At 75.2% G+C, this 21,115-nt stretch carries 17 protein-coding genes; 10 read left to right on the top strand and 7 right to left on the bottom strand.

The window, feature by feature from the left end; genetic code table 11:
* Positions 1 to 42 precede the first annotated feature (42 nt).
* Positions 43 to 1,374, bottom strand: coding sequence for a cytochrome P450 (locus tag ACFVHI_RS09580; protein ID WP_380337367.1), 1,332 nt, complete (start codon positions 1,372 to 1,374; stop codon positions 43 to 45).
* A gap of 240 nt (positions 1,375 to 1,614) precedes the next feature.
* Between ACFVHI_RS09580 and ACFVHI_RS09575 the strand changes: the two genes are divergently transcribed.
* On the top strand, positions 1,615 to 3,018 hold the full coding sequence (locus ACFVHI_RS09575; protein ID WP_380337364.1) for an amidase: 1,404 nt from the start codon (positions 1,615 to 1,617) through the stop codon (positions 3,016 to 3,018).
* 91 nt (positions 3,019 to 3,109) lie between these two features.
* Here the strand turns inward: ACFVHI_RS09575 and ACFVHI_RS09570 are convergent, their stop codons facing one another.
* Complete coding sequence (locus ACFVHI_RS09570) at positions 3,110 to 5,059, bottom strand: FUSC family protein (RefSeq protein ID WP_380337361.1); 1,950 nt, start codon at positions 5,057 to 5,059, stop codon at positions 3,110 to 3,112.
* A 453-nt stretch (positions 5,060 to 5,512) separates the two neighbouring features.
* Between ACFVHI_RS09570 and ACFVHI_RS09565 the strand changes: the two genes are divergently transcribed.
* The 5 genes from ACFVHI_RS09565 to ACFVHI_RS09545 all read left to right on the top strand — a co-directional run bounded on the left by ACFVHI_RS09565 (position 5,513) and on the right by ACFVHI_RS09545 (position 11,122).
* Positions 5,513 to 6,604 carry a phytanoyl-CoA dioxygenase family protein gene (locus ACFVHI_RS09565; RefSeq protein WP_380337358.1) on the top strand — a complete coding sequence of 364 codons (1,092 nt, stop codon included), beginning with the start codon at positions 5,513 to 5,515 and terminating at the stop codon, positions 6,602 to 6,604.
* Positions 6,586 to 7,962 carry a DUF6271 family protein gene (locus ACFVHI_RS09560; protein ID WP_380337355.1) on the top strand — a complete coding sequence of 459 codons (1,377 nt, stop codon included), beginning with the start codon at positions 6,586 to 6,588 and terminating at the stop codon, positions 7,960 to 7,962. Before ACFVHI_RS09565 ends, ACFVHI_RS09560 begins: the two co-directional genes overlap by 19 nt.
* A gap of 150 nt (positions 7,963 to 8,112) precedes the next feature.
* On the top strand, positions 8,113 to 9,255 hold the full coding sequence (locus ACFVHI_RS09555; protein ID WP_244293730.1) for a type III PLP-dependent enzyme: 1,143 nt from the start codon (positions 8,113 to 8,115) through the stop codon (positions 9,253 to 9,255).
* Entirely contained in the window at positions 9,252 to 9,872 is a 621-nt protein-coding gene (locus ACFVHI_RS09550) for a GNAT family N-acetyltransferase (protein WP_380337352.1), read from the top strand. The genes ACFVHI_RS09555 and ACFVHI_RS09550 overlap by 4 nt, the downstream gene beginning before the upstream one ends.
* 5 nt (positions 9,873 to 9,877) lie before the next feature.
* Positions 9,878 to 11,122 (top strand): MFS transporter, encoded by a 1,245-nt coding sequence (locus tag ACFVHI_RS09545; protein WP_380337350.1) that lies wholly within the window; start codon positions 9,878 to 9,880, stop codon positions 11,120 to 11,122.
* 100 nt (positions 11,123 to 11,222) lie between these two features.
* On the opposite strand, the gene ACFVHI_RS09540 is transcribed toward ACFVHI_RS09545, so the two are convergent.
* Positions 11,223 to 11,609 (bottom strand): MerR family transcriptional regulator, encoded by a 387-nt coding sequence (locus ACFVHI_RS09540; protein ID WP_380337347.1) that lies wholly within the window; start codon positions 11,607 to 11,609, stop codon positions 11,223 to 11,225.
* Positions 11,610 to 11,627: 18 nt separating this feature from the next.
* Positions 11,628 to 12,650 (bottom strand): zinc-binding dehydrogenase, encoded by a 1,023-nt coding sequence (locus tag ACFVHI_RS09535; RefSeq protein WP_380337344.1) that lies wholly within the window; start codon positions 12,648 to 12,650, stop codon positions 11,628 to 11,630.
* Between the two features lie 201 nt (positions 12,651 to 12,851).
* Here ACFVHI_RS09535 and ACFVHI_RS09530 point away from each other — a divergent pair, with 201 nt between their 5' ends.
* Complete coding sequence (locus tag ACFVHI_RS09530) at positions 12,852 to 13,592, top strand: PIG-L deacetylase family protein (protein ID WP_063350402.1); 741 nt, start codon at positions 12,852 to 12,854, stop codon at positions 13,590 to 13,592.
* Between the two features lie 63 nt (positions 13,593 to 13,655).
* Here the strand turns inward: ACFVHI_RS09530 and ACFVHI_RS09525 are convergent, their stop codons facing one another.
* The 3 genes from ACFVHI_RS09525 to ACFVHI_RS09515 form a co-directional block, all read right to left on the bottom strand.
* Positions 13,656 to 13,841: a hypothetical protein gene (locus ACFVHI_RS09525; protein ID WP_380337341.1), complete on the bottom strand. Its 186-nt coding sequence runs from the start codon at positions 13,839 to 13,841 to the stop codon at positions 13,656 to 13,658.
* A gap of 50 nt (positions 13,842 to 13,891) precedes the next feature.
* A complete protein-coding gene (locus ACFVHI_RS09520) occupies positions 13,892 to 14,086 on the bottom strand; it encodes a DUF1918 domain-containing protein (protein WP_363377130.1) in 195 nt (64 codons plus the stop codon).
* A 140-nt stretch (positions 14,087 to 14,226) separates the two neighbouring features.
* Positions 14,227 to 14,904 carry a TetR/AcrR family transcriptional regulator gene (locus tag ACFVHI_RS09515; protein WP_380337338.1) on the bottom strand — a complete coding sequence of 226 codons (678 nt, stop codon included), beginning with the start codon at positions 14,902 to 14,904 and terminating at the stop codon, positions 14,227 to 14,229.
* 369 nt (positions 14,905 to 15,273) lie between these two features.
* Here ACFVHI_RS09515 and ACFVHI_RS09510 point away from each other — a divergent pair, with 369 nt between their 5' ends.
* The 3 genes from ACFVHI_RS09510 to ACFVHI_RS09500 all read left to right on the top strand — a co-directional run bounded on the left by ACFVHI_RS09510 (position 15,274) and on the right by ACFVHI_RS09500 (position 21,103).
* A complete protein-coding gene (locus tag ACFVHI_RS09510) occupies positions 15,274 to 16,071 on the top strand; it encodes a phytanoyl-CoA dioxygenase (RefSeq protein WP_363377132.1) in 798 nt (265 codons plus the stop codon).
* Between the two features lie 80 nt (positions 16,072 to 16,151).
* A complete protein-coding gene (locus ACFVHI_RS09505) occupies positions 16,152 to 16,742 on the top strand; it encodes a DUF6309 family protein (RefSeq protein ID WP_380337335.1) in 591 nt (196 codons plus the stop codon).
* A complete protein-coding gene (locus tag ACFVHI_RS09500) occupies positions 16,739 to 21,103 on the top strand; it encodes an amino acid adenylation domain-containing protein (RefSeq protein ID WP_380337332.1) in 4,365 nt (1,454 codons plus the stop codon). Before ACFVHI_RS09505 ends, ACFVHI_RS09500 begins: the two co-directional genes overlap by 4 nt.
* The last annotated feature ends 12 nt before the right edge of the window (positions 21,104 to 21,115 follow it).

Here is a 21,115-nt window from a genome sequence, read left to right as displayed (position 1 = left end):
GCGGGGCTCCCGCCCGCCGCCGGCGCGGGGCGGGAGCCCCGGTCACCAGGCCCGGCGGGCGAGGGTGGCCGTGAAGGGGCGGGGGGACAGCGAGGAGCTGCGGGCGGGGCGGACCGGGCGGCCGGGGGTGGGGGTGACGGTCCAGCGGGCCGCGATGGTGGCGATGGCGAGGGCGGCCTCGGTGGTGCCGAACACGTCGCCGATGCAGCGGCGGGCGCCGAGGCCGAAGGGGGCGTAGGTACCGGGGGAGGGGCGGGTGATGGTGAGCCAGCGGTCGGGGTCGAAGCGGGCGGGGCAGGCGAAGACGTCGGCGCGGCGGTGCAGCAGGTACGGGCTGAACAGGATGGTCGCGCCGGCCGGGACGCGGTGGCCGCCGAGTTCGGCGTCGGCGGCGGCGACGCGGCTGAGGATCCACACCGGCGGGTAGAGCCGCAGCGTCTCGGTGACCACCCTGGCGGTGAGCGGCAGGGCGGGCAGGTCCTCGTGGCGGGCGGGGCGGCCGTCGAGCACGGTGTCCAGCTCGGCGTGCAGGCGGTCGCGGATGGCCGGGTGGGCGGCGAGCAGGGTCCAGGCCCAGGAGAGGGTGGCGGCGGTGGTCTCCATGCCGGCGAGCAGGAAGGTGACCACCTGGTCGTGGATCTCGGCGTCGGTGAGCCCCCGCCCGTCCTCGTCGCGGGTGTTGAGCAGCGTGGACAGCAGGTCGTTGTGGTCGGTGCCGGCGGCGCGGTAGTCGGCGATCAGCCGCCGGGTGACCTCCTTCAGGTCCTGTTGGGCGCGGCGGAAGCGGCGGTTGCCCGGGGTGGGGATGCGGTCGGTGCCGGGCAGCGGCATCATGACGCGCCGGCCGACGCCGCGGGTGATGACGTCCATGCTGTCGTGGACGGGCAGCGAGCCGGCCCGCTCGTGGGCGGCGAACAGGCAGCGGGCGGTCACCGCGGTGGTGAGGCGGTACATCGCGGCGGGGACGTCGACCACGTCGCCGTCGCTCCAGGAGGCGGTGGTGCCGGCGATCTCCTCGGCCATCATCGCGGCGTAGCCGGGCAGCCGGTCGCGGTGGAACGCGGGTTGCAGCATGCGGCGTTGGCGCCGGTGCGCGGCGGCCGGGCAGGTGGCCAGGCCGTCGCCGAAGACCTCGCGGGCCTTGTCGAGGACGAGCCCGCCCTTGTCGTAGGTGCGGTCCTCGGTGAGCAGTTGGCGGACCAGCTCGGGGTGGCAGGCGACGTACGCGTCCAGCGGGCCGAGCCGCAGCCGGACGAGGTCGCCGTGGGCGGGCAGGCCGGCGACGAACTCCAGCGGCCGGCGGACGAACGCGGGGACGTGGCCGAGCAGGGGGAGGGCGCCGGGGGCGGTGGCCGAGGTGTACTGGGTGGGCACGGGCGTCACCTTGGGGTGGGGGGTGGACCGGATCGGTTCGTGATCCGGCCTTTCCCCGGGGCCGTCGGCGAAACGATCTCCGACCGGCGGGTGGGGTGAACGCGGGGGCGCATGCCGAACGCCCGTGCGCCGTCGGGGGCCGACGGCGGGCGCCGGGGGTGGGGTATCCCCGGGCGCCGCCCCGCGCCTACACTGCGAACTCTTGCGCGACTACCGGTCAGTAGGGATTGGGGGGTTCGGATGACCGACGAGCGGGCCCACGGGTTCACCGACGACGCCCTCGGCGCGCACGACGCCGTGGCCCTGGCCGCCCTCGTCCGCGCCGGCGAGGTGGCCCCCGCCGAACTGGCCGCGGCCGCCGCCGCCCGCGCCGTCCGGGTCGACCGGACGCTCGCCCCCGTCGCCCACCCGTCCTACGACCGGCCCCGGCTCGGCCCGGACGGCACCGACGGCCCGCTGTACGGCGTCCCCACCTTCCTCAAGGACAACGTCGACCTGCGCGGCCTGCCGACCGGCATGGGCAGCGAGGCCTTCCAGGCCCGCCCGGCCCGGCGCAACTCCCGCTTCACCGACCAGTTCCTCGCCACCGGCCTGGCCGTCCTCGGCAAGACCCGGCTGCCCGAGTTCGGCCTCAACGCCTCCACCGAGTTCGCCACCGCCCAGCCGGTGCGCAACCCGTGGAAGCCCTCGCACTCGGCCGGCGCCTCCTCCGGCGGCTCGGCCGCGCTGGTCGCCGCCGGAGTGGTGCCGATCGCGCACGCCAACGACGGCGGCGGATCGATCCGCATCCCGGCCGCCTGCTGCGGGCTGGTCGGACTCAAGCCCACCCGGGGCCGCCTGGTCACCAACGCCCAGGGCGGCAAGCTGCCGATCGACCTCGTCACCGACGGCGTGCTCACCCGCTCCGTCCGCGACACCGCCGCCTTCTACGCCGCCGCCGAGCGCCACCACCGCAACCCCGCGCTGCCCCCGCTCGGACTGGTCGAAGGCCCGGGGCGGCGCCGGCTGCGGATCGGACTGGTCGTGGACTCGCCGCTCGCCGGTACCGACGAGCCCACCCGCACCGCCGTCGAGCAGACCGCCGCCCGGCTGGCCGCACTGGGCCACCACGTCGAGGAGACCACCCTGCCGTTCGGCGAGGAGTTCTCCCGCGACTTCGTCCTCTACTGGGGCTACATCGCCTTCGCCATCGCGGTCAGCGGCCGGCTGATGCTGGACCGCAGCTTCCGGATCAACCGGCTCGACGGCCTGACCACCGGGCTGCGCCGGCTCTACCAGCGGGAGTTCCTGCACACCCCGGCCGTGCTGCGCCGGCTGCGCGGCGCCGAAGCCGCGTACGCGGGCCTCTTCCGCACCCACGACGTGATCCTCTCGCCGGTCCTCGCGCACGCCGCCCCGCCGATCGGCCACCTCAGCCCGAACGTGGCCTTCGACGAGCTGATCGAGCGCCTCCAGCGCTACGTGGCCTTCACCCCGGTCAACAACGTGACCGGCGGCCCCGGCATCGCCCTGCCCACCGGCGCCGCGCCGAGCGGCCTGCCGATCGGCGTGCACCTCTCGGCCGCGCACGGGCAGGAGCGGCTGCTGCTGGAGCTGGCCTTCGAGCTGGAGGCGGACCGGCCCTGGCGGCGGATCCAGGACTGACCGGGCCTGCGGCGGGACTGGCCCGGCCTTCTATGGGGCGGATGCCCGAGCGGCCGCTCCAGGACCGGCCAGCCCCGGCCGGCCCGGCCCCTCAGGCGGGCACCACCGCCCGCGCCGCCTGCACCTCGCGGTGCAGCCGGCCCAGCGCACAGTCGGGCCGGAGGTCGTCCGGCCCGGCCTCGGGCAGCGGCCCGCCGCTGCGCAGCGCCCCGGCCAGGTCGGACAGCTCCCGGACGACGGCGCCGACCTCGGCCGGGGACGGCGCCGGAGCGCCGTGCTCGACCCGGACCCGGGTGGCGGTCGTGGTGTCCACGATCCGCTCGACCGCGATCACCAGCGGCCACCAGGCCTCGGCCCGGGCCCCGACCGGCGGCGGTTCGGTGAGCGCCCGCTGGAACTCGCTGCGCACGGCGGACAGGTCCCGGTAGAGCCGCCGCCGGTACCGGGCGCGGGCCGGCTGGTCGGCCCCGGGCCCGGTGGTGAAGGCCAGCGAGACGTACGCGGCGGAGTCCGCGACGGCGTCGGCCAGCCGCTCCCCGATCCGGGTGTGCCAGGACTCCGGCCACAGCAGGTAGCCGGCCAGCAGCGCGATGCCGCAGCCGATCAGCGAGTCGTACAGCCGGGGCAGCACCAGGTGGAAGCCCCGGTGGTTGAGCAGGTCGGAGAGCAGCAGGATCACCGGGGTGATCGCCGCGGTCTGGAACGCGTACCCCTTCGCCGACAGCACCGGGATCAGGGCCGCCAGCGCCGCCATCACCGGCACGTCCCACCAGCCGTGCGGCACCTCGGCCAGCACCGGGATGGCGATCAGCAGCCCGGCGGCGGTGCCGAGCGCGCGCAGCACCGCCCGGGAGAACACCGAGCCGAAGTCGGGCTTCAGCACGAAGGTGACGGTCAGTGACACCCAGTACGAGCGGGGCACCGCGATCACCGACACCAGGATCTGGGCGAGGCCGATGCACAGGGCCAGCCGCAGCCCGTACCGCCAGGACGCGCCGGACAGCAGCAGCGCGTGGGCGGCCCGGCGGGTGCGGACCCGCAGCGCGGCGGGCCGGCCGAGCGGGTCGCCGTCGGCGTACGGGTCGGGTGCGGGCTCGTGCGCGACGGCCCGGGCGTGGCCGATCGCGGCGACCAGGGCGCGGGTGGACGGCCCGGCCGGATCGGGCAGTCCGGGCGGCGGGGTCGATCCGGAGCGGCCCCGCTCGACGGCCGCGGCCAGCTCGCGCACCGCCGCCGGGTAGGCGGGCGGCAGCGGACCGTACTCGCGCGGGCGCAGCTGCGCCGCCGAGGCGGCCTCCACCACCGGGATGGCGGCGTTGAGCTGGGCGAGCAGCCGGACCAGGGTGGGGGAGCGGCCGTGCCGGCGGGCCCGGCGGGCGAGCAGCAGGTCGTAGGACTGGTTCAGCGACTGGGTGAGTGCCTGCCGCGCGTCGTCGGCTCCGGGGGTGCCGGCGGCCTCCAGGAAGGCGGCGACCGACCGGTAGGTGCCGGCCACGGCGGAGCGCTCCGGCGCGCCGCCGCGCAGCGGCCAGGCGAGCAGGGTGAGGCCGAGCACCAACAGGCCGCCGAGCAGCAGCAGTCCGGGCGGCGCCCACCAGGGGGAGGGCAGCGGCAGTCCGGCGCCGACCACCGCGTTGAGCAGCAGGAGCAGTCCGGACACCGAGGCGACCGCGCCGATCGAGGAGATCATGCCGGAGACCAGGGCGACGGCGGTCAGCACGGCGACGGCCGTCCAGCCCGCACCGTACACCAGGGTGCCGAGCAGGACCCCGAGGGCGCCGAACAGCTGCGGCACGGCGATGTTGAACACCCGCATCCGGTAGGCGTCCGCGGTGTCCCCGATGACCCCGGACAGCGCGCCCATCGACACCAGCGCGCCGTACCCGGGCCGGCCGGTGGCCGTGCCGACCGCGAGCGGCGCGGCCAGCGCCACCGAGGCCCGGGCGGCGGCGGCCCAGGGGACCGGCGCGGCCTTGGGGCGCAGGCTCGCGGTCAGCCAGCCCGGCGGGGTGAGCCGGGTGGCGGCGGGGCGGTGTGCCATAGGCCCAACGTACGGCGCGAAGGTCAGGGCGCAACGCTGGGGAACTCGTTTTGGTTCACGTCCGGGTATGTCAATTCTCGAAACATACTCCGACTTATGTCACTCTCCGAAACATAAAGCGAACCCCAAGGGGCCATCTGAACTGCAGGGATTTCCCTATTGGTAACCAGCCGTCGAGGGTTGACACCATTAGTTGGTCTAGTCCAACGTATGAGGGGCGCGGTTCGGCCAGGGCTGAGGCAGGGTGAGGGGCCTTGCCGGACCGGCGAGTTGGCCCCCTGACGTGGCGGAACCTTGCACGGCCGGGGCCCGGGCGAGGTGGAGCGCATGCGGACGGCATGCGGTCCGCGGACTGAATTCCACGCACGGCCGGTGACGGGCCGTCGGCTCGCCGTGCCCGCACTGTGCGTCCAGGAAGCGCTGCGTCGACTACGAACCATGGAGTGACTGCCCATGCCGAGCCCTGACGGATATCTGCACCGAGCCGCCTCGGCGCGCCCCTACTTCAGCGAGGACGGGGAGAGCTACCTCGCGCGCACGGCGCTGCGCGAAGTCCGCAAGGAGCGTCCGCTGCGGGTGCTCTCCGAGGAGGACTTCGCGTTCTGGCAGACCTACGGCTACATCGTGGTCAAGGAGGCCATCCCGGCCGAGGCCGCACGGCGCCTGCTCGACTTCGCCTGGGACTTCCAGGGCCTCTCGCCCGACCGCCCCGAGGACTGGTACCGCGAACGCGACCACCGCGACGAACTCGACCGGGAACTGCACATCTACGGCTTCGTCGAGGCCTACCACCACCAGCTGATCTGGGACAGCAGACAGGCCCGGCGGGTCTACGACGCCTTCGTCGACGTCTGGGACTGCGAGGAGCTCTGGGTCACCCTCGACCGGCTCAACCTCAACCCGCCGAACATCCGCAACCGCGACCGCGCGCTGATCGAGCCCACCGACCGGGGCTTCGACATCGAACTGCACTGGGACGTCGACACCACCCAGGGCATGCTGCCCCAGCGCGTCCAGGGCATCATCGCGCTCGACGACACCCGGCCCGACCACGGCGGCTTCCAGTGCAACCCGGAGCTGTTCCGCCGCTTCAACGAGTGGCAGGCCGCCCAGGCCGCCGACCGCGACCCGATCCGCCCGGACGTCGACCGCACCGAGTTCCCGGTGGTGCGGCCCGAGCTGAAGGCCGGTGACCTGCTGATCTGGAACGGCCTGCTCGCCCACGGCGTCGCCCGCAACACCTCCGAGAACGGCGTCCGCGCCGTGCAGTACCTGTCGATGATGCCCGCGCTGGAGGAGGCCGCGCAGCTGCGCCGCTCCCGGGTGGAGTCCTGGCGCACCCTCGCCACCCCGGACTGGAACCGCACCCTGGTCGGCGACGCGACCCGCCACGAGTCGCTGCGCTACGGGCCCGCCGAACTCACCGAACTCGGCGAGCGGTTGCTCGGCCTGCGCTCCTGGCACGGCCCGGAGTCCACGGACGACCGGCCCGCCCCGCAGCCCGCTGAGTCCACGGGGGAGCCGGCATGCGCGCCGTCTGCCTGACCCTGCCCACCAACCGCGAGTGCGCGGCCACCATCGCGGCGATCGGCGCCGAAGCCGCCTACGCCGCACGGCGGTTCGGCGTCCGGGTGCACCTGCTGATCCTGGATTCCGCCGATCCGGCCACCTACCGGCGGCACGCCGAGGCCGTCGCCGCGCTGCCCGCCGCCGGGTCCGGTGCTGCGCTCGGTGTCGGCTCTGGTGCCGCTTTCGAGGCCGGGGAGGTGGTCGTCCACCACCTCGACGAGGCCGCCCAACGCGCCTTCCTGCGCGACGTGATCGAGCGCTCCGGCGCCGCCGGCCCCGACGGGCCGCTCGGCGACAAACTGCTCGACCTGATGCTCCCCGACGCCGTCTCCTACGGCGCCTGCACCAACCGGGCGTTCCTGCTCGCCGGTGCGCTCGGCTGCGCCTCCGTGCACCGCCGCGACTCCGACAGCGCGTACCAACTGCTCGACGGCGAACCGGTGTTCCCGATCGAGCGCGAGCTCGCCACGCTCGGCCTCAAGGCGGCCGACGCGGCCGCCGCCGTCACCGAGGTCACCCTCGACCCGGTGCACGCCGACAAGCCCGTCGCCCTGGTCGGCGGCTCCTTCATCGGTGAACTCTCCGTCGACATCGGCGAGATCCGCGAACTCGACCCGGACGCCTACCACCAGGTCGTCGCGCTCTGGGCGCCCACCGGCGCGAGCGAGCAGGAACGCCGCGAACTCGTCGCCGACTCCTTCACCGGCGGCGGCACCGACCCGTTCCGCCACGACCGCGCCGTGCTCGACCTGCCCGACATCTGGCGGATCGACATGTGCAACGTCGCCCTCGACCACGAGGTCTACGACCGCGTCCCGCTGCCGCCCGCCACCGCCACCATCGGCAGCGACTACTTCCTGCTGCACCTCGTCCGGGACGCCACCCTGCCCGGCGTCGTCCACAACCGGCACATCGTCAACTACTACACCCCGGAACGGCGCACCGGCACGGGCTTCACCGCCTACCAGCTGCGCTACGCCAAGTTCCTGCTCTCCATGCTCTACCTCTACCCGGTCTACTCCGAGATGGAGGCGGCCCGCGGGGCCCTCCTCGACGAGGCGCACCACATCCGCGCCGACGTCATCGCCGACTCCGCCCGCCGCAGCGCCGCGACGGACCGCGCGGAGAACCACCGACGGCTCGACGCGCTGGACCACTGCTACCGGCGACTCGGCGGGAAGTACGCCGAGTTCGCCGACCACCTGGCGCCCCAGCGGGCGCGTCTGCTCGACGAAGCGCAGGCGGACATCGAGGACTTCGCGCTGCTGATCGACGCGTGGGGTCCGCTCATGCGGGCGAGCAAGGCCACGCCCGCCGACCGGCTGCCGCGGTAGCCGCACCGGGAGCCATTCGTGATACGTCAGACCATCGCCCACCGCGCCCCGGCGCACCACACCACCGCCCACACCGGCGTCGCGCCCGACCCGGCCGCGCACGACCGGACGGCGCTCCGCGCCGCCCTCGCCGCCGCCACCGACGACCGGATCATCTACGACCTCGACGGCATCGAGCGCCAGTACACCGACCTGATCGGCGAACTACCCGACGTCACCGTCCGGTTCGCCATGAAGGCCTGCCCGGTGGACGAGGTGCTCAGCCGCCTCGCCGCCCTCGGCTCCGGCTTCGACGCGGCCAGCCCCCAGGAGATCGCCCAGGCCCTGCGCACCGGGGTGAGCCCCGACCGCATCCACTACGGCAACACCATCAAGTCCGACCGCAACATCGCCGAGGCCTACCGGCTGGGCGTGCGCGACTTCGCCACCGACAGCCTGGAGGACGTCGCCGCCATCGCCGAACACGCCCCCGGCTCCCGGGTGTTCTGCCGGGTCGCCACCTCGGGCGACGGCGCCCTGTGGGGCCTGAGCCGCAAGTTCGGCTGCTCGCCCGAGGACGCCCTGCGCGTCCTGGACGCCGCCCGCTCGGCCGGCCTCACCCCGTCCGGACTCTCCGTGCACGTCGGCTCCCAGCAGATGACCGCCGAAGCCTGGGGCGCCGCCGTGGACTCGCTCGCCGCCGTCCTGGAGGCGCTCAACTGGCGCGGCATCACCCCGCAGCGGATCAACCTCGGCGGCGGCCTGCCCGCCCTCGGCGTCCTGGACCGGCACGGCCGCCCGCTCGACCCGCCGCTGGACAAGATGTTCGCGGTCATCCGCGAGGGCATGGACCGGCTGCGCACCGTCAACGCCGCGCCGCTGGAGTTCCTGCTGGAACCCGGCCGGCACCTCGTCGCCGACCACGGCGCCATCCGCGCCCACGTCGCCCGGCTCTCCTCCCGGCACCAGCTCGACGGCACCCGCGAGGACTGGCTCTTCCTGAGCTGCGGCAAGTTCAACGGCCTGTACGAGATGGACGAGCTCCAGTACCGGCTCGAATTCCCCACCCACCCCGGCGGCCAGTTCGTCAACGCCGTCGTCGCCGGCCCGACCTGCGACAGCGACGACGCGTACGCCCAGGAGGACGGCCTGGTCCGCGTCCCGCGCGCGATCGCCTCCGGCGAACCGGTCTGGATCCACTCCTGCGGCGCCTACGCCACCGCCTACACCACCCAGGGGTTCAACGGCTTCGAGCCGCTGCCCTACACCTGCATCGGCGGAGCCGGCGGCCCGGACGGAGACAGCGGCAGATGACCGACCTGAGCATCCGGCTGCTCCAGGAGGAGGACTGGGACGGCGTCGTCGCGCTGGAGGAGCGCGCCTACGCCGCCAGCGGCCTGTCCGAAGGCCGCGAGGCGCTGCGCTCCCGCCACCGCGCCTCGCCCGACACCTGCTTCGTCCTGGAGCACGCCGGCGGCCTCGGCGGCTACCTGCTGGCCCTGCCCTACCCGCTGTTCCAGTGCCCCGACCTCAGCCGGGCCGAGGCCGGCGGCGTCCGCGCGACCAACATGCACCTCCACGACCTGGTCGTCGCCGAGGACCTGCGCGGCCGCGGCCTGGCCCACCGGATGCTGCGCGGCCTGGAGGAGACCGCCCGGGCCCGCGGCTACCGCACCATGTCCCTGGTCGCCGTCCGCGGCTCGCAGGTGGTGTGGGCCCCGCTGGGCTACCGCGCCCGCCCCGAGATCGGACTGCCCGGAAGCTACGGCCCCGAGGCGCTCTACATGGCGATGCCGCTGAGCCCGGCCGCCGCCCCGGCCACCATCGCCGTCGCCGTCCCGGCCCCGACCGCCGTCGCTGCCGTCGTGCAGTCGTTGACCCCCTCCACCGACCCGTCCCTCGGGTTCCCACCCAGAGCCGAAGTGGGCTGATGCACATGTCCCCCGTTCGCGACGACTTCCGCCGGTCCCAACTGGCCATCGCCGCACTGTTCTTCCTGCTCGGATTCCAGTACGCGACCTGGGTCTCCCGGATCCCCGCACTGAAGGCCCGGCTCGACCTCGGCGAGGCCCAGATCGGCCTGCTGCTGATGACCTGCGGGGTCGGCGCGGCGGTGTCCTTCCCGCTGGTCGCGGTGCTGATGCGGCGGTTCGGCTCCCGCCTGCTGTCCGTGCTCTCCGCGCTCGCCCTCGGCGTCGTCCTGGTCGCCCTGTCCGTGGTGCCCGACTACCCGCTCACCCTGCTGGTGCTGTTCTGCGACGGCGTCGCCGTGGGCTGCCTGAACGTCGCGATGAACGCCCAGGGCGCGGCGCTGGAGGCCCGCTACGCGCGGACCACCATGTCCCGCCTGCACGCCACCTTCAGCGCCGGCTCGCTGCTCGCCGCGCTGCTCGCCTCCGGCGTCACCGCCTTCACCGGCACGCTCGCCGTGCACTTCGGGCTCGCCGCCGCGCTGCTCGCGGTGCTGGTCGTGGTCGCCCGGCCCGGACTGCTCACGGACGACGCGCCGGCCGCGGCGCAGGACGGACCGGACCAGGAGCAACCGGACCAGGAGCAGGCGTCGGCCGCGAAGAAGGACCGCCGCCGCTTCGCCCTCCCGGCCGCGGCGACCCTCTGGATGGGCCTGGCGATGGTGTTCGGCACCGTCACCGAGGGCGCCATGAACGACTGGTCCGCGCTCTACCTCAAGGACGTCGTGAACGCCGGTGCCGGGCTCTCCCCGCTGGGCATCGCCGTCGTCTCGGTGATGATGGTGCTCGCCCGGATCTTCGCGGACGGCTGGCGCACCCGCTTCGGCGACGGCCGGATCGTGCGGACCGGCAGCCTGCTGGCCGGCGCCGGACTGGCCCTCGCCCTGCTCGTCGGCGGCGTCGTGCCGACCCTGATCGGCTTCGCCTGCGTCGGCCTCGGCGTCGCGGCGGTCACCCCGTGCGTCTACGTCGCCGCGGCCCGCCAGGGCTCGGACGCGCTCTCCCTGGTCGCCGCGATGGGCACCACCGGGCTGCTCGCCGGGCCCGCCGTGATCGGCTTCATCGCCGACGCCACCAGCCTGGTGTGGGGCATGGCCGCCGTCGCCGTCTCCGCCGCGGTCGTCTCGCTCTGCGCCACCCGGATCGGCTGGCCCGCCCCGGAGCCCCACCCCGAGCCCCTCGACGGCCGACTCGCCCCGGACGCCGGCTAGCTCCTCCCGCAGACCTCGCCCGGAACGCCGCGCCTCCCCCGTCGCGGCGTTCCGGGCGAGCCGCGTTCCGGGCGAGCCGTGTTCCGGATGGTGGACCGGGTCAGCCCGGCAGGTCCGCGCCCCCGGCGGCGACGTGCCGGGCGAGGCGCTCGCGCAGGGCGGTCAGCCGGGCGATCTCGGCGTCCAGGGCGGCGAGCCGGGCGGTGACCACCGGGGCGAAGGTCTCCAGGCCGGGGGAGTCCGAGCAGCGGCGCGGCGGCTCCTCGGTGAGCAGGTCCAGGCGGTGCGGGCGGCTGGCCAGGTCGTCGACGGTCAGCCCGACGGCCAGCAGCCGGCGGATCGCCCGCACCCGGGCGACCTCGGTCGGCCCGTACTCGCGCTGGCCCGAGGCGGACCGGGTCGGCGGCGGCAGCAGCCCCCGCTGCTCGTAGAAGCGCAGTGCCCTGGGCGTGGTGCCCGCCGCTGCCGCCGCGTCCCCGATCCGCATGGCCGTTCCTCCTCGGTGCTATGCGAGGTCGACGATCGTCGCCCCGAAGGTGTCCCCGTCGAACAACCTCCGCAACGCCTGCGGCGCCTGGTCGATGCCCGCCACCCGCGTCGACGGGAAGACGATCTCGCCGGTGCGCAGCCAGCCGCCGAACCGCTGCCGCCACTCGGCCTCCAGGTCCGGGTGGTCCACGCCGGTGAAGCCGCGCAGGGTCAGGCCCAGCATGATCACCCGGAAGCTGTCCACCAGAGCCGGCGAACTGCCGCCCCGCCGCTCCGGTGCCAACTGCCCGGACAGCGCGCCGACCAGGGCGAACCGGGCCCCCGGCCGGGCCGCGTCGACGGCGGCCGTCAGCTGCTCCCCGCCGACCAGGTCCAGCATCACGTCGACGCCCTCCGGCGCGGCCTCGGCCAGCTGCGCGGCGAACGGCCGCTCGCCGCGCACCAGTACCGCGTCGTAGCCGAGTTCGGCGGTGAGCCGCTTCGCCTTGGCGGGGGAGCCGGTGGTGCCGATCACCCGGGAGGCGCCCAGCAGCCGGGCGACCTGCCCGGCCAGCGTGCCGACCGCGCCCGCCGCGCCGGTCACCAGCACCACGTCCCCCGGGCGTACCCCGGCGCTGCGGGTCAGCCCGCCGTAGGCGGCCGTGCCGGGGGAGAGCAGCGCCACCGGGTCCGGGAACCCCGGGTCGACCGGAGTGAACCCTGCGGCGTCCGCGACCACGAGGTCCCGCCACCCCCGCAGGTGGGTGACCAGGTCGCCCGGCCGAAGGTGCCCGCCCGCCGGAGCGGCCAGCACCTCCCCGAGGGCCGGCCCGTACAGCGCGTCCCCGGGCCCGATCGCCGGCAACGGCGCCCCCGTGAGCTCGCCCCCGATCAGCGTGCGCAGGCCCGGGAAGACCAGGAAGGCCCGATTGCGGACGACCACCTCGCCCGTCCCCGGCGCCGGCAACGGCTCCTCCACCACCGCGAAGTCCCCGGGCCCGGGCAACCCGCCCGGCTCGGTGACCAACCGGACGACCCGGGCCGTCGTGGGCAGCGTCATCGCAGCACTCCTCCAGAACCGACGCGGCGGCCGATCCGCCGCAGGTGCCCGGACGCTAACCCCTGACCCGTGCGTCAGGGGCAACCCGGCCGGCCCGGGAGGGTGTCCGACGGGGTGTGGGTGTGGGGGGTCTTCTAGAGTCGCCTGCGGAACGACCGTATGACCATGCGACTGTGAGCCGCACCGAGAGGGACGAGCACCATGAGTGAGCAGGCCGTCGAGCCCTACCAGCCCGTCGACGAGGACTGGCAGACCGCGCTGGCCGTCGTCGCCCACCCGGACGACATGGAGTACGGCGCCGCCGCGGCCGTCGCGCGGTGGACGTCGCAGGGCAAGAAGGTCGTCTACGTGATGGTCACCAGCGGCGAGGCCGGGATCGACTCGATGAACCCCGAGGAGTGCGGGCCGCTGCGGGAGGCGGAACAGATCGCCTCGGCGCGGGTGGTCGGCGTCGACGTGGTCGAGTTCCTCGGGCACCCGGACGGGACGGTGGAGTACGGGCTGCCGCTGCGCCGCGACATCGCCCGGGCGGTGCGCCGGCACCGGCCGGACATCGTGATCACCAGCAACTTCCGGGAGACCTACGGCGGGACCGTCCCCAACCAGGCCGACCACATCGCGGTCGGGCGGGCCGCCCTGGACGCGGCTCGGGACGCCGGCAACCGGTGGGTGTTCCGGGAGCTGCTGGCCGAGGGCCACGAGCCGTGGAACGGCGTCCGGCAGGTGTGGGCGGCGGCCTCGCCGGAGTCGGGTCACGCGGTGGACACCACCGAGCACTTCGACCTGGGCGTGGCCTCGCTGGAGGAGCACAAGGCGTACCTGGCCGGGCTGGGCGGGGCGATGGCGGACGCGCGCGAGTTCCTGGAGGGGGCCGGGCGGGGAGCGGGCGGCCGGCTCGGGGTGCGGTTCGCGGCGTCGTTCGAGGTGTTCCCGCTGCGCTGAGCCGCGCGGCCACCCGGATGGGCCGATGGCCCGGCTGACCGGCTGCCCGGCCTGGTTACCCGGTTACTCGGTGTCGGTGCCGGCGTACACGGAGGCGAGCACCAAGGCGGTCTGCCCGGGCACCGGGATGCCGCAGTTGTCGAGCAGCACGAGCAGCGCCACCGCGAGGTACCCGTAGTGGTCCAGCAGTGGCGCGAGCCCGGCGAGCCCGGCGAGCGTTCCGGGCAGCGGGGCCGTGGGGGCGGACACCGCTGCTCACCACCTCGCCCGGGTGGGGGGCGGGGCGGCGGGGGAGTCGGTCAGCGGTCCGCCGGGCGGTGCTCGATGGCGCAGTCGGGGCCGGGGTAGACCAGGCCTTCGTGGCCGTCCTCGAAGCGGACCATGTACGGCGGTTCGCCGTCGGTGCCGCGCACCTCGACGATCTCGCCCTTCTGGTCCGTCATGCCCACCGACCTGCTGTGGATGTGGAGCTGGTCACCTACCGCTGCGTGCATGGTCTGCTCCTCGGGTCGTGGCGGCCGCCTCTGCGGCCGTTCCGCCTTCCACTGTGCTGCTGCGGCGGCGGGCTCGCAACGGCGCGGGCGGGCGGGACGCGGGGGCGGGGCGGGACCCTAGGGGCGTGCGGGGACCGGTCTCAGCCGGCGGGCGGCTGCTCCGCGAGGTAGCCGCGGACCAGCCGCTTGCACTCGGCGATCAGCGCCGGATCGCCCTGCGGATCACCGCGGAAGGCCAGCTTGAGCACCGCGTCGGCGGCCTCCAGGGCGACCCGCAGGGCGAGGGTGAGCGCCGCCGGGTCGCCGGTGGCGAACACCTCGCCGCCGAGCGCCTGGAGGCGCAGCGCGACGGCGGTGTTGTTGTCCACGCCCGGGTCGAGCAGGTGCCGGTCGTCCCGCAGCCCGGCGGGGGCGGTCGCGTCGGCGAGGCCGAAGTCGAGCTGGCCGAAGCCGGGCACCGCGCGCTTCATCGCGACGAACTCCTCCACCGCGAGGTCGGTGAACCCGGCCGGGCCGAGGGGCGCGGCGGTCGCCAGCCGGTGGTCGAGCCGCTGGAGGTAGCGGTCGAGGTTGCGGCCGGCGAGGGCGGCCAGCAGGTCCTCCTTGCCGGCGAAGAACTGGTACAGGGTGCCGATCGGCACCTGGGCGCGCTGGGCGACCTCCTTGGTGGTGAGCGCGGTGGCGCCGACCTCGTCGAGCAGCCCGGCGCAGGCGTCGAGGATCCGGCCGTACCGCTCCTGGCTGCGCTGCTGGACCGGACGGCGCCTGGTCACGGGGCCCCGCCCGGCGCTCTCGTGACTCCTGGTGTCGCCGCTCATGACGTCACTGTGCCGCATCCGCTGTGCCAGCGGCGAATCACCGGGGCGCAATGGGTCCGGAGTTTCGGGTGGGGAACGGGTCGATTGGTGGCTGGAGCTGAACGTCACGGTGGCGGGAAGGTGTCCAGGAGTCGGCGGTGGTCTTGTGGTGGACACGATCAACGGTTCATACTCCTCAGCGGACTACCTTGCGTGATCAACTCGTGCCCTTTCGTGGTGAACGTGTGTCAGCTGTGGCGACGACGGACGAACCCGGCGCCACCCGAGGTCTGGATGATCCCGTGCGTTTCATAGAACCCGAACCTGTTCAGGTCCGATCCGCCGTGCCCGACTGTGCGACCCGTCATCCGGAAGGAGGGGGCCGGTTCGGTGACGCAGACTTCCGGAGGGCGTAAGGCCCTAGACACCGAGCAACACCGCCAGTTCCTGGAGTCCGGATACCTGGTCCTGCCCGGCCTGGTGCCGGAGCCGCTCGGGGCCAGGCTCGCCCCCGAGGTGGACCGCTGGGTGGACGAGGGCCTACGGGCCCGCTCGATCGCCGCCTGCACCGATCCCGCCCGGCACGGCCCGCCCCCGGTGCTGGAGCTGGAACTGCCGGCCCACGGCGAACTCCTCACCCACCCGCCGCTGTTGCGGACGCTGTCCGGTCTGATGGGGCCGTCCTTCGTCTTCCACCACCTGCACAGCGACCGCCAGGCCCCGGGGATCCCCGGCAAGGCCTGGCACCACGACTGCGAGCCCAACGACCGCGCCGACCCGTCGCTGCTGATGGTCCACGCGCTGCACTACCTCGGCGGCCTGGACGAGAAGGTCGGCAGCCTGGCCGTCCTGCCCGGCTCGCACCGGCGTACCGTCGGGAAGACCGCGTACGCCCACCACGGCACCGCCGAACTGCCCGGCGAGGTGGTCATCGACCGGCTGCCGCCCGGCTCCACGGTGCTGCTCAACTCGGCGCTGTTCCACACCCGCAGACCGGCGCCGGACGGCCCGGGCAGGCCCCGGTACTTCATCGACGCGTCCTACTGCCAGGTGGGGGCGCGCTGGCGCCCGGTGAAGCCGCACTGGCGGCTGATGCTCGCCCGGGCCCGTGAACTCGGCCTGGCGGAGGGCCGGTGGCCGGAGCTGTTCGCGGAACGGCACTTCACCGAGTACGTCGGAACCGCCTGACCGGAACTGTCCGGCGAGAGCTGTCCGGCGAGAACTGTCTGGCGAGAACCGTCTGATCGGAACTGTCTGAGGAGCACCGCGTGGAGATCGTCACCGCCGTCGCCTACGCCGAGGTCCACCACGCCTACCTGCGGGACCACCCGGTGGAGCGCACCCACGAGGCGAACAGCAACCGGGACGGCGAGGAGAACGTCGAACGCGCCGGCCGGATTCCCGGCGGCTGGTGGCGCGTCCGGCTCTCGCGCTCGGACGTCCTCGGCGTCGTCCTGCCCTGGCACCTGAGCGAGGGCGGGGCACGCGAACTCGTGCCCCGCTCCGGCCTGACGGTGGCCGAGGCGGCCGTGCGCATCCGCTCCGACGAGGTCGCCTGGTCGGCCGCGAACCCGGTCTGCGCCGCCAAGCTCCGGTTGCTGCGGTGGGCCCCGTTCACCCCGGTCTACCTGAGCACCGGCGCGGTCGACCACTCCGACTACACGGACCTGCTGGTCCGGGAGGGACTGATCCACATCGACGGCCTGCACCGCATGCTGGCCTGGGAGCTGGCCGGACGCCTGCCCGACCGGCCCCGCCTGGACGCGTTCCTCGCGGGCGACCCCCGGCCCGTGGACCCGCACGCGGCCGGGACGGTCCGCGCCGGGCGGGCGGCCCGGACGGGAGGCGAGCCGGAGTGACCTTCGCGACGCAGCACGTCCGGTCCACGCCGTCCGCATCGTCCACGCCGCCCACGCCGTCCAGTCAGGCCGCGTCGTCCGCCCGGTCGCTGTCCGGGTTCCTGTTACGGCTCGCCCGGGAGCACCCGGACCGGACCGCCCTGACCGACGGCGACCGCACCCTCGACTACCGCACCCTCGACGCCGCGGCGGGCCGGATCGCGGCCCGGCTGGCCGCGTCCGGCACCGGCCCGGGCGACCGGGTCGCCCTGCTCGGGCCCCGGGACGCCCGCATGCTGGTGCTGCTGCACGGCGTGCTGCGCTCGGGCGCGGCGGCGGTGATGGCCGACCCGGACTGGTCGGCGGCCGACCTCGCCCGGCGGCTGGCGGCCGTCCGGATCGGCCGGGTGCTCAGCACCGAGGCGGCCTTCCCCGGGCCGGAGGGCCATCCGGCCGAGGTGGTGGACGTCGACCGGCTGGCCGGGCCCGAGGGCCTGCCCGACGCACCGGGCAGCGCGCCAGGTACGACCGGTGGCCTCGTGCCCGGCGGGGCCGGTGGCCTCATGCCCGGCAGGGCCGGTGACCTCATGCTCTGCGGGGCCGAGGAACTGATGCTCGGTGCGGCCGAGGACCCCGCGTACCTGTCCTTCACCTCGGGGTCGAGCGGTGAGCCCAAGGCGGTGGCCGTCACCCACGCCAACGCGGTGCACTACGCGCGGGCGCTGGCCGACCGGCTGGGTTTCACCGAGGCCGACGCCCCGTGCGTCGCGCACGTCACCACGCTGGCCGCCGACCTCGGCCACACCGCCTGGCTGCTGGCCCTCGCGGTCGGCGGTTCGGTGCACGTGGTGCCGGACGGCGAGGTGCGCGACCCGGAGGCGTTCTGGGCATCGCTGCGGCGCGCCGGGGTGTCCGTGCTGAAGACCACCCCCTCGCACCTGACCGTCCTGCTGGAGGGCCGGCCCGGCGACGCCCCGCCCCTGCACACCGTGCTGCTCGGCGGTGAGGCGCTGCCGCGCCCGCTCGCGGCCGCCCTGCTCGACACCGGTGTCACCGCCCGGCTGGTCAACCACTACGGCCCGACCGAGACGACCGTCGGCGCCACCTGCTTCCTCGCCGCCACCGCCCGCCAGCTGCCGGCCGAGGAGCCGACCGTCCCGATCGGCACCGGGATCGGCGAGGTGCGGCTCGCCCTGCTGGACGGCGACGGGCGGCCGGTGCCCGACGGTGCGGTGGGGGAGCTGCTGATCGGCGGCCGGGGCGTCAGCGCCGGCTACTTCGGCCGGCCCGCCGAGACGGCGCGCGGCTTCGTCCGCCACGACGGTGAACGCATGTACCGCACCGGCGACTTGTGCCGCCGCCGGGCGGACGGGAGCCTGGTCTTCCTCGGCCGGGTGGACCGCCAGGTCAAGATCCGGGGCTACCGGGTCGACCTCGCCGAGATCGAGCGGGCGATGGACGACTTCCCGGGCGTCGCCCGGTCCGCGGTGCTGGTCCGGGAGACCGCCGTGGGGAACCAACTCCTGGCCGCTGTGCGGTTGTCGGCCGACGGCGCCGGGCTGGCCGGGATCGGCTCCTACCTGCGCGACCGGCTGCCCGGCTACTCCGTGCCGCAGCCGATCCTGACCCTGCCGGAGTTCCCGGTCGGGCCGAACGGCAAGCTCGACCGGGAGCGGCTGGCCGAGCTGGTCGCCGAACTGGTCGAGGCCCGGGCGGAGTCGGGGCCGCCCTCGGGCGGGGACGCGCTGGCCCGGTCGATCGCCGGGTTCTGGGCGGCCGCGCTGGGCCTGCCCGGGGTCGGGCCGCACACCGACGTGCTGGACCTCGGCGGGGACTCCATCCTCGCCATGCGCACCGTCGCCTTCCTGCGCCGGTCGGGCCTGCGCGTCCACTACGACGACTTCTACCGGCACCCGACCGCGCACGGCCTGGCCGAGGCGGCCGCAGCCGTTCCGGTTCCGGCCGCCGCTCCGGCCGGGCGGACCGGAAGCGGCGACCGGGGGAGTCAACTCGCCCCCGCCCAGCGGTGGTTGTACCGCCAGAAGGCCGTCGACGACCTGCGGCACTGGAACCAGTCCGTCCTGCTGCGCTGCCGGACGGCCGTCGACCCGGCCGCGCTCTCGGCCGCTCTCGCGGCCGTCCTGGAACGCCACCCGGCACTGCGGCGGCCCGTCTCGCCGGAGGGCTACGACGCACCCCGGCCGGTGGCCGACCTCGACCCGCTGTCCTTCTCCCGGATCCCGCGCGGGACGGCCCCGATCGCCGAGACCGTCGCCGGGGTCTGCACCGAACTCCACCGCAGCCTGGACCCGTTGGCCGGCCGGCTGCTGCGCGCGCACCTGTTCACCGGCCCGCCCGGCACCGACGACCGGCTCGCCCTGATCGCGCACCACCTGGTGGTCGACGGGCTGTCCTGGCGCATCCTGCTGGACGACCTCGCCCACGCCTACCGGGCGGTGCTCGACCAGAAGCCGGCCGACCTGCCGCCGACCCCGGACTTCTACCAGTGGGCCGCCGCCGCGCCGCCGCCCCCGGCGTCGGTGCCGCCTCCCGCAGCGTCCGCGCCGGCGTCCGCGCCGGAGCCCGTGGTCCGCGCGCAGCCGGCGGCCGTCGGCTGGACGCTCGACGAGGACGGCACCGCCCGGCTGGTCGGCCGCCACGGCGGCGGGACGGGCCTGGAGGCCTTTCTGCTGGCCGCCTTCGCCGACGCCGTGACCGGCTGGAGCGGCCACCCGCGGCTGCCCGTCGAGGTGGAGACCCACGGCCGGGACACCGCCGGTGATCCGGGCGAATTCCTGGACACCGTCGGCTGGTTCACCGCCGTCAAACGGCTGGCGGTCGAGGCGTCGGCCGGCCCCGAGGGCGCCGCGCAGCGCCTGCGCGAGGCCCCCGTCCAGGCGATGGACGCACCCGGCACCCGCCCCGCCGCCGGGTTCAACTTCCTCGGCACCTTCCGGCTGCCCGACGAGCCCGCACTGGACTGGACCGTCGCGGACGAGCAGGCCGGAGTGGCCCGTTGCACCGGCGGAGACCCGCTGTACGACCTGCGGCTCACCGCCCGCATCGTGGAGAACCGGCTGGTCGCCGACCTGGTGTACGGGTGGCCCGGCCTGCCGCACCCCGCCGCCGAGCGGATCGTCGCCGCGTTCGCCGGGACTGTGGCCACCGAGGCCGGTGCCGGTGCCGGTACCGCCACCCGGCCCGTCCGGGCGCCGCTGTCGACCTCCGGCCAGCTGCTCCACCCCGGCACCCGGGCACCCGCCGTACCGGCGGCCCGCACCACGGTGCGCGAACCCGCCCGGGTGCTGCTCACCGGCGCCACCGGCTACCTGGGGCGGCACCTGCTCGACGCCTTCGTCCAGCGGGGCGCCCACGTCACCTGCCTGGTCCGGGCCGAGCACGACGCCGGCGCCGTCCGGCGGTTAGGCGCGGGCGTCGGCGCGGGCGCGGGCGCAGACGACGGCCGGATCCAGGTCGTCGCCGGGGACATCGACCGGGAGGGGCTGGGCCTGTCCCCGGCCGGACTGGCGCGGGCCCGGGGCGCGCAGCTCGTCGTGCACGCCGCCGCGGACGTCCGGCTGGTGGCCTCGCCCGACGACCTGGAGCGGACCAACCACACCGCGGTGCGGCGGCTGCTCGGCTGGATCGACGAGCACGCCCCGGCGGCCCGCGTCCACCACGTCTCCACGCTCGCCGTCGCGGGCGGCGTGGACGGCCCGCCCCGCCGCTTCAGCGAGGCTGACCTGCGGATCGGCCAGCACTTCCGCACCCCGTACGAGCGGACCAAGTTCGCCGCCGAGCAGACCGTCCGCGCCTGGGCGGCCACCGGGCGGGCCGCCTACCTGTACCGCAGCGGCCACATCGCGGCGCACAGCCGGACCGGCGCCTTCCAGGCCAACATCGGCGACAACCGGATCTACCAGCTGATCCGCGGCTACCTGCTGGCCGGCGCCGCCCCGCGCCGGCCGCGCACCACCTACGCGTTCTCCTACGTCGACACCGTGGCCGCCGGGATCGCCGCGATCGCGCTGGACCCGTACGCCGCGCCCGGCGCCTACCACGTCGAGAGCCCGCACGAGACGCCGCACGACGAACTCGTCCGCTGGCTCGCCGGCCACGGCCACCCCGTCCGGCTCACCGACGACGAGGCCTTCGCGGCGGCGATCGCCCGGGCCGAACGCGACCACCCGACGGCGGCGGGGCTGGCCGCCGCGTGGTCCCTCCAGGAGGAGCGCAACGTCCTCGTGGACCGCGCGTACACCACCTCCGTGCTGGACCGGCTGGGCGTCCGGTTCGCCGAGCCCACCCCGCAGTGGTGGTCGGCCGCGCTCACCCGGGCCGCCGAGGCCGGCTACCTGCCGCCCGTCGCGCCGCCGCACTGACCCCCGTCCGCC

It is taken from the genome of Kitasatospora sp. NPDC127121 (assembly GCF_042677305.1).
GTDB lineage: Bacteria > Actinomycetota > Actinomycetes > Streptomycetales > Streptomycetaceae > Kitasatospora.
This window is presented reverse-complemented; position numbering and strand designations above follow the sequence as displayed.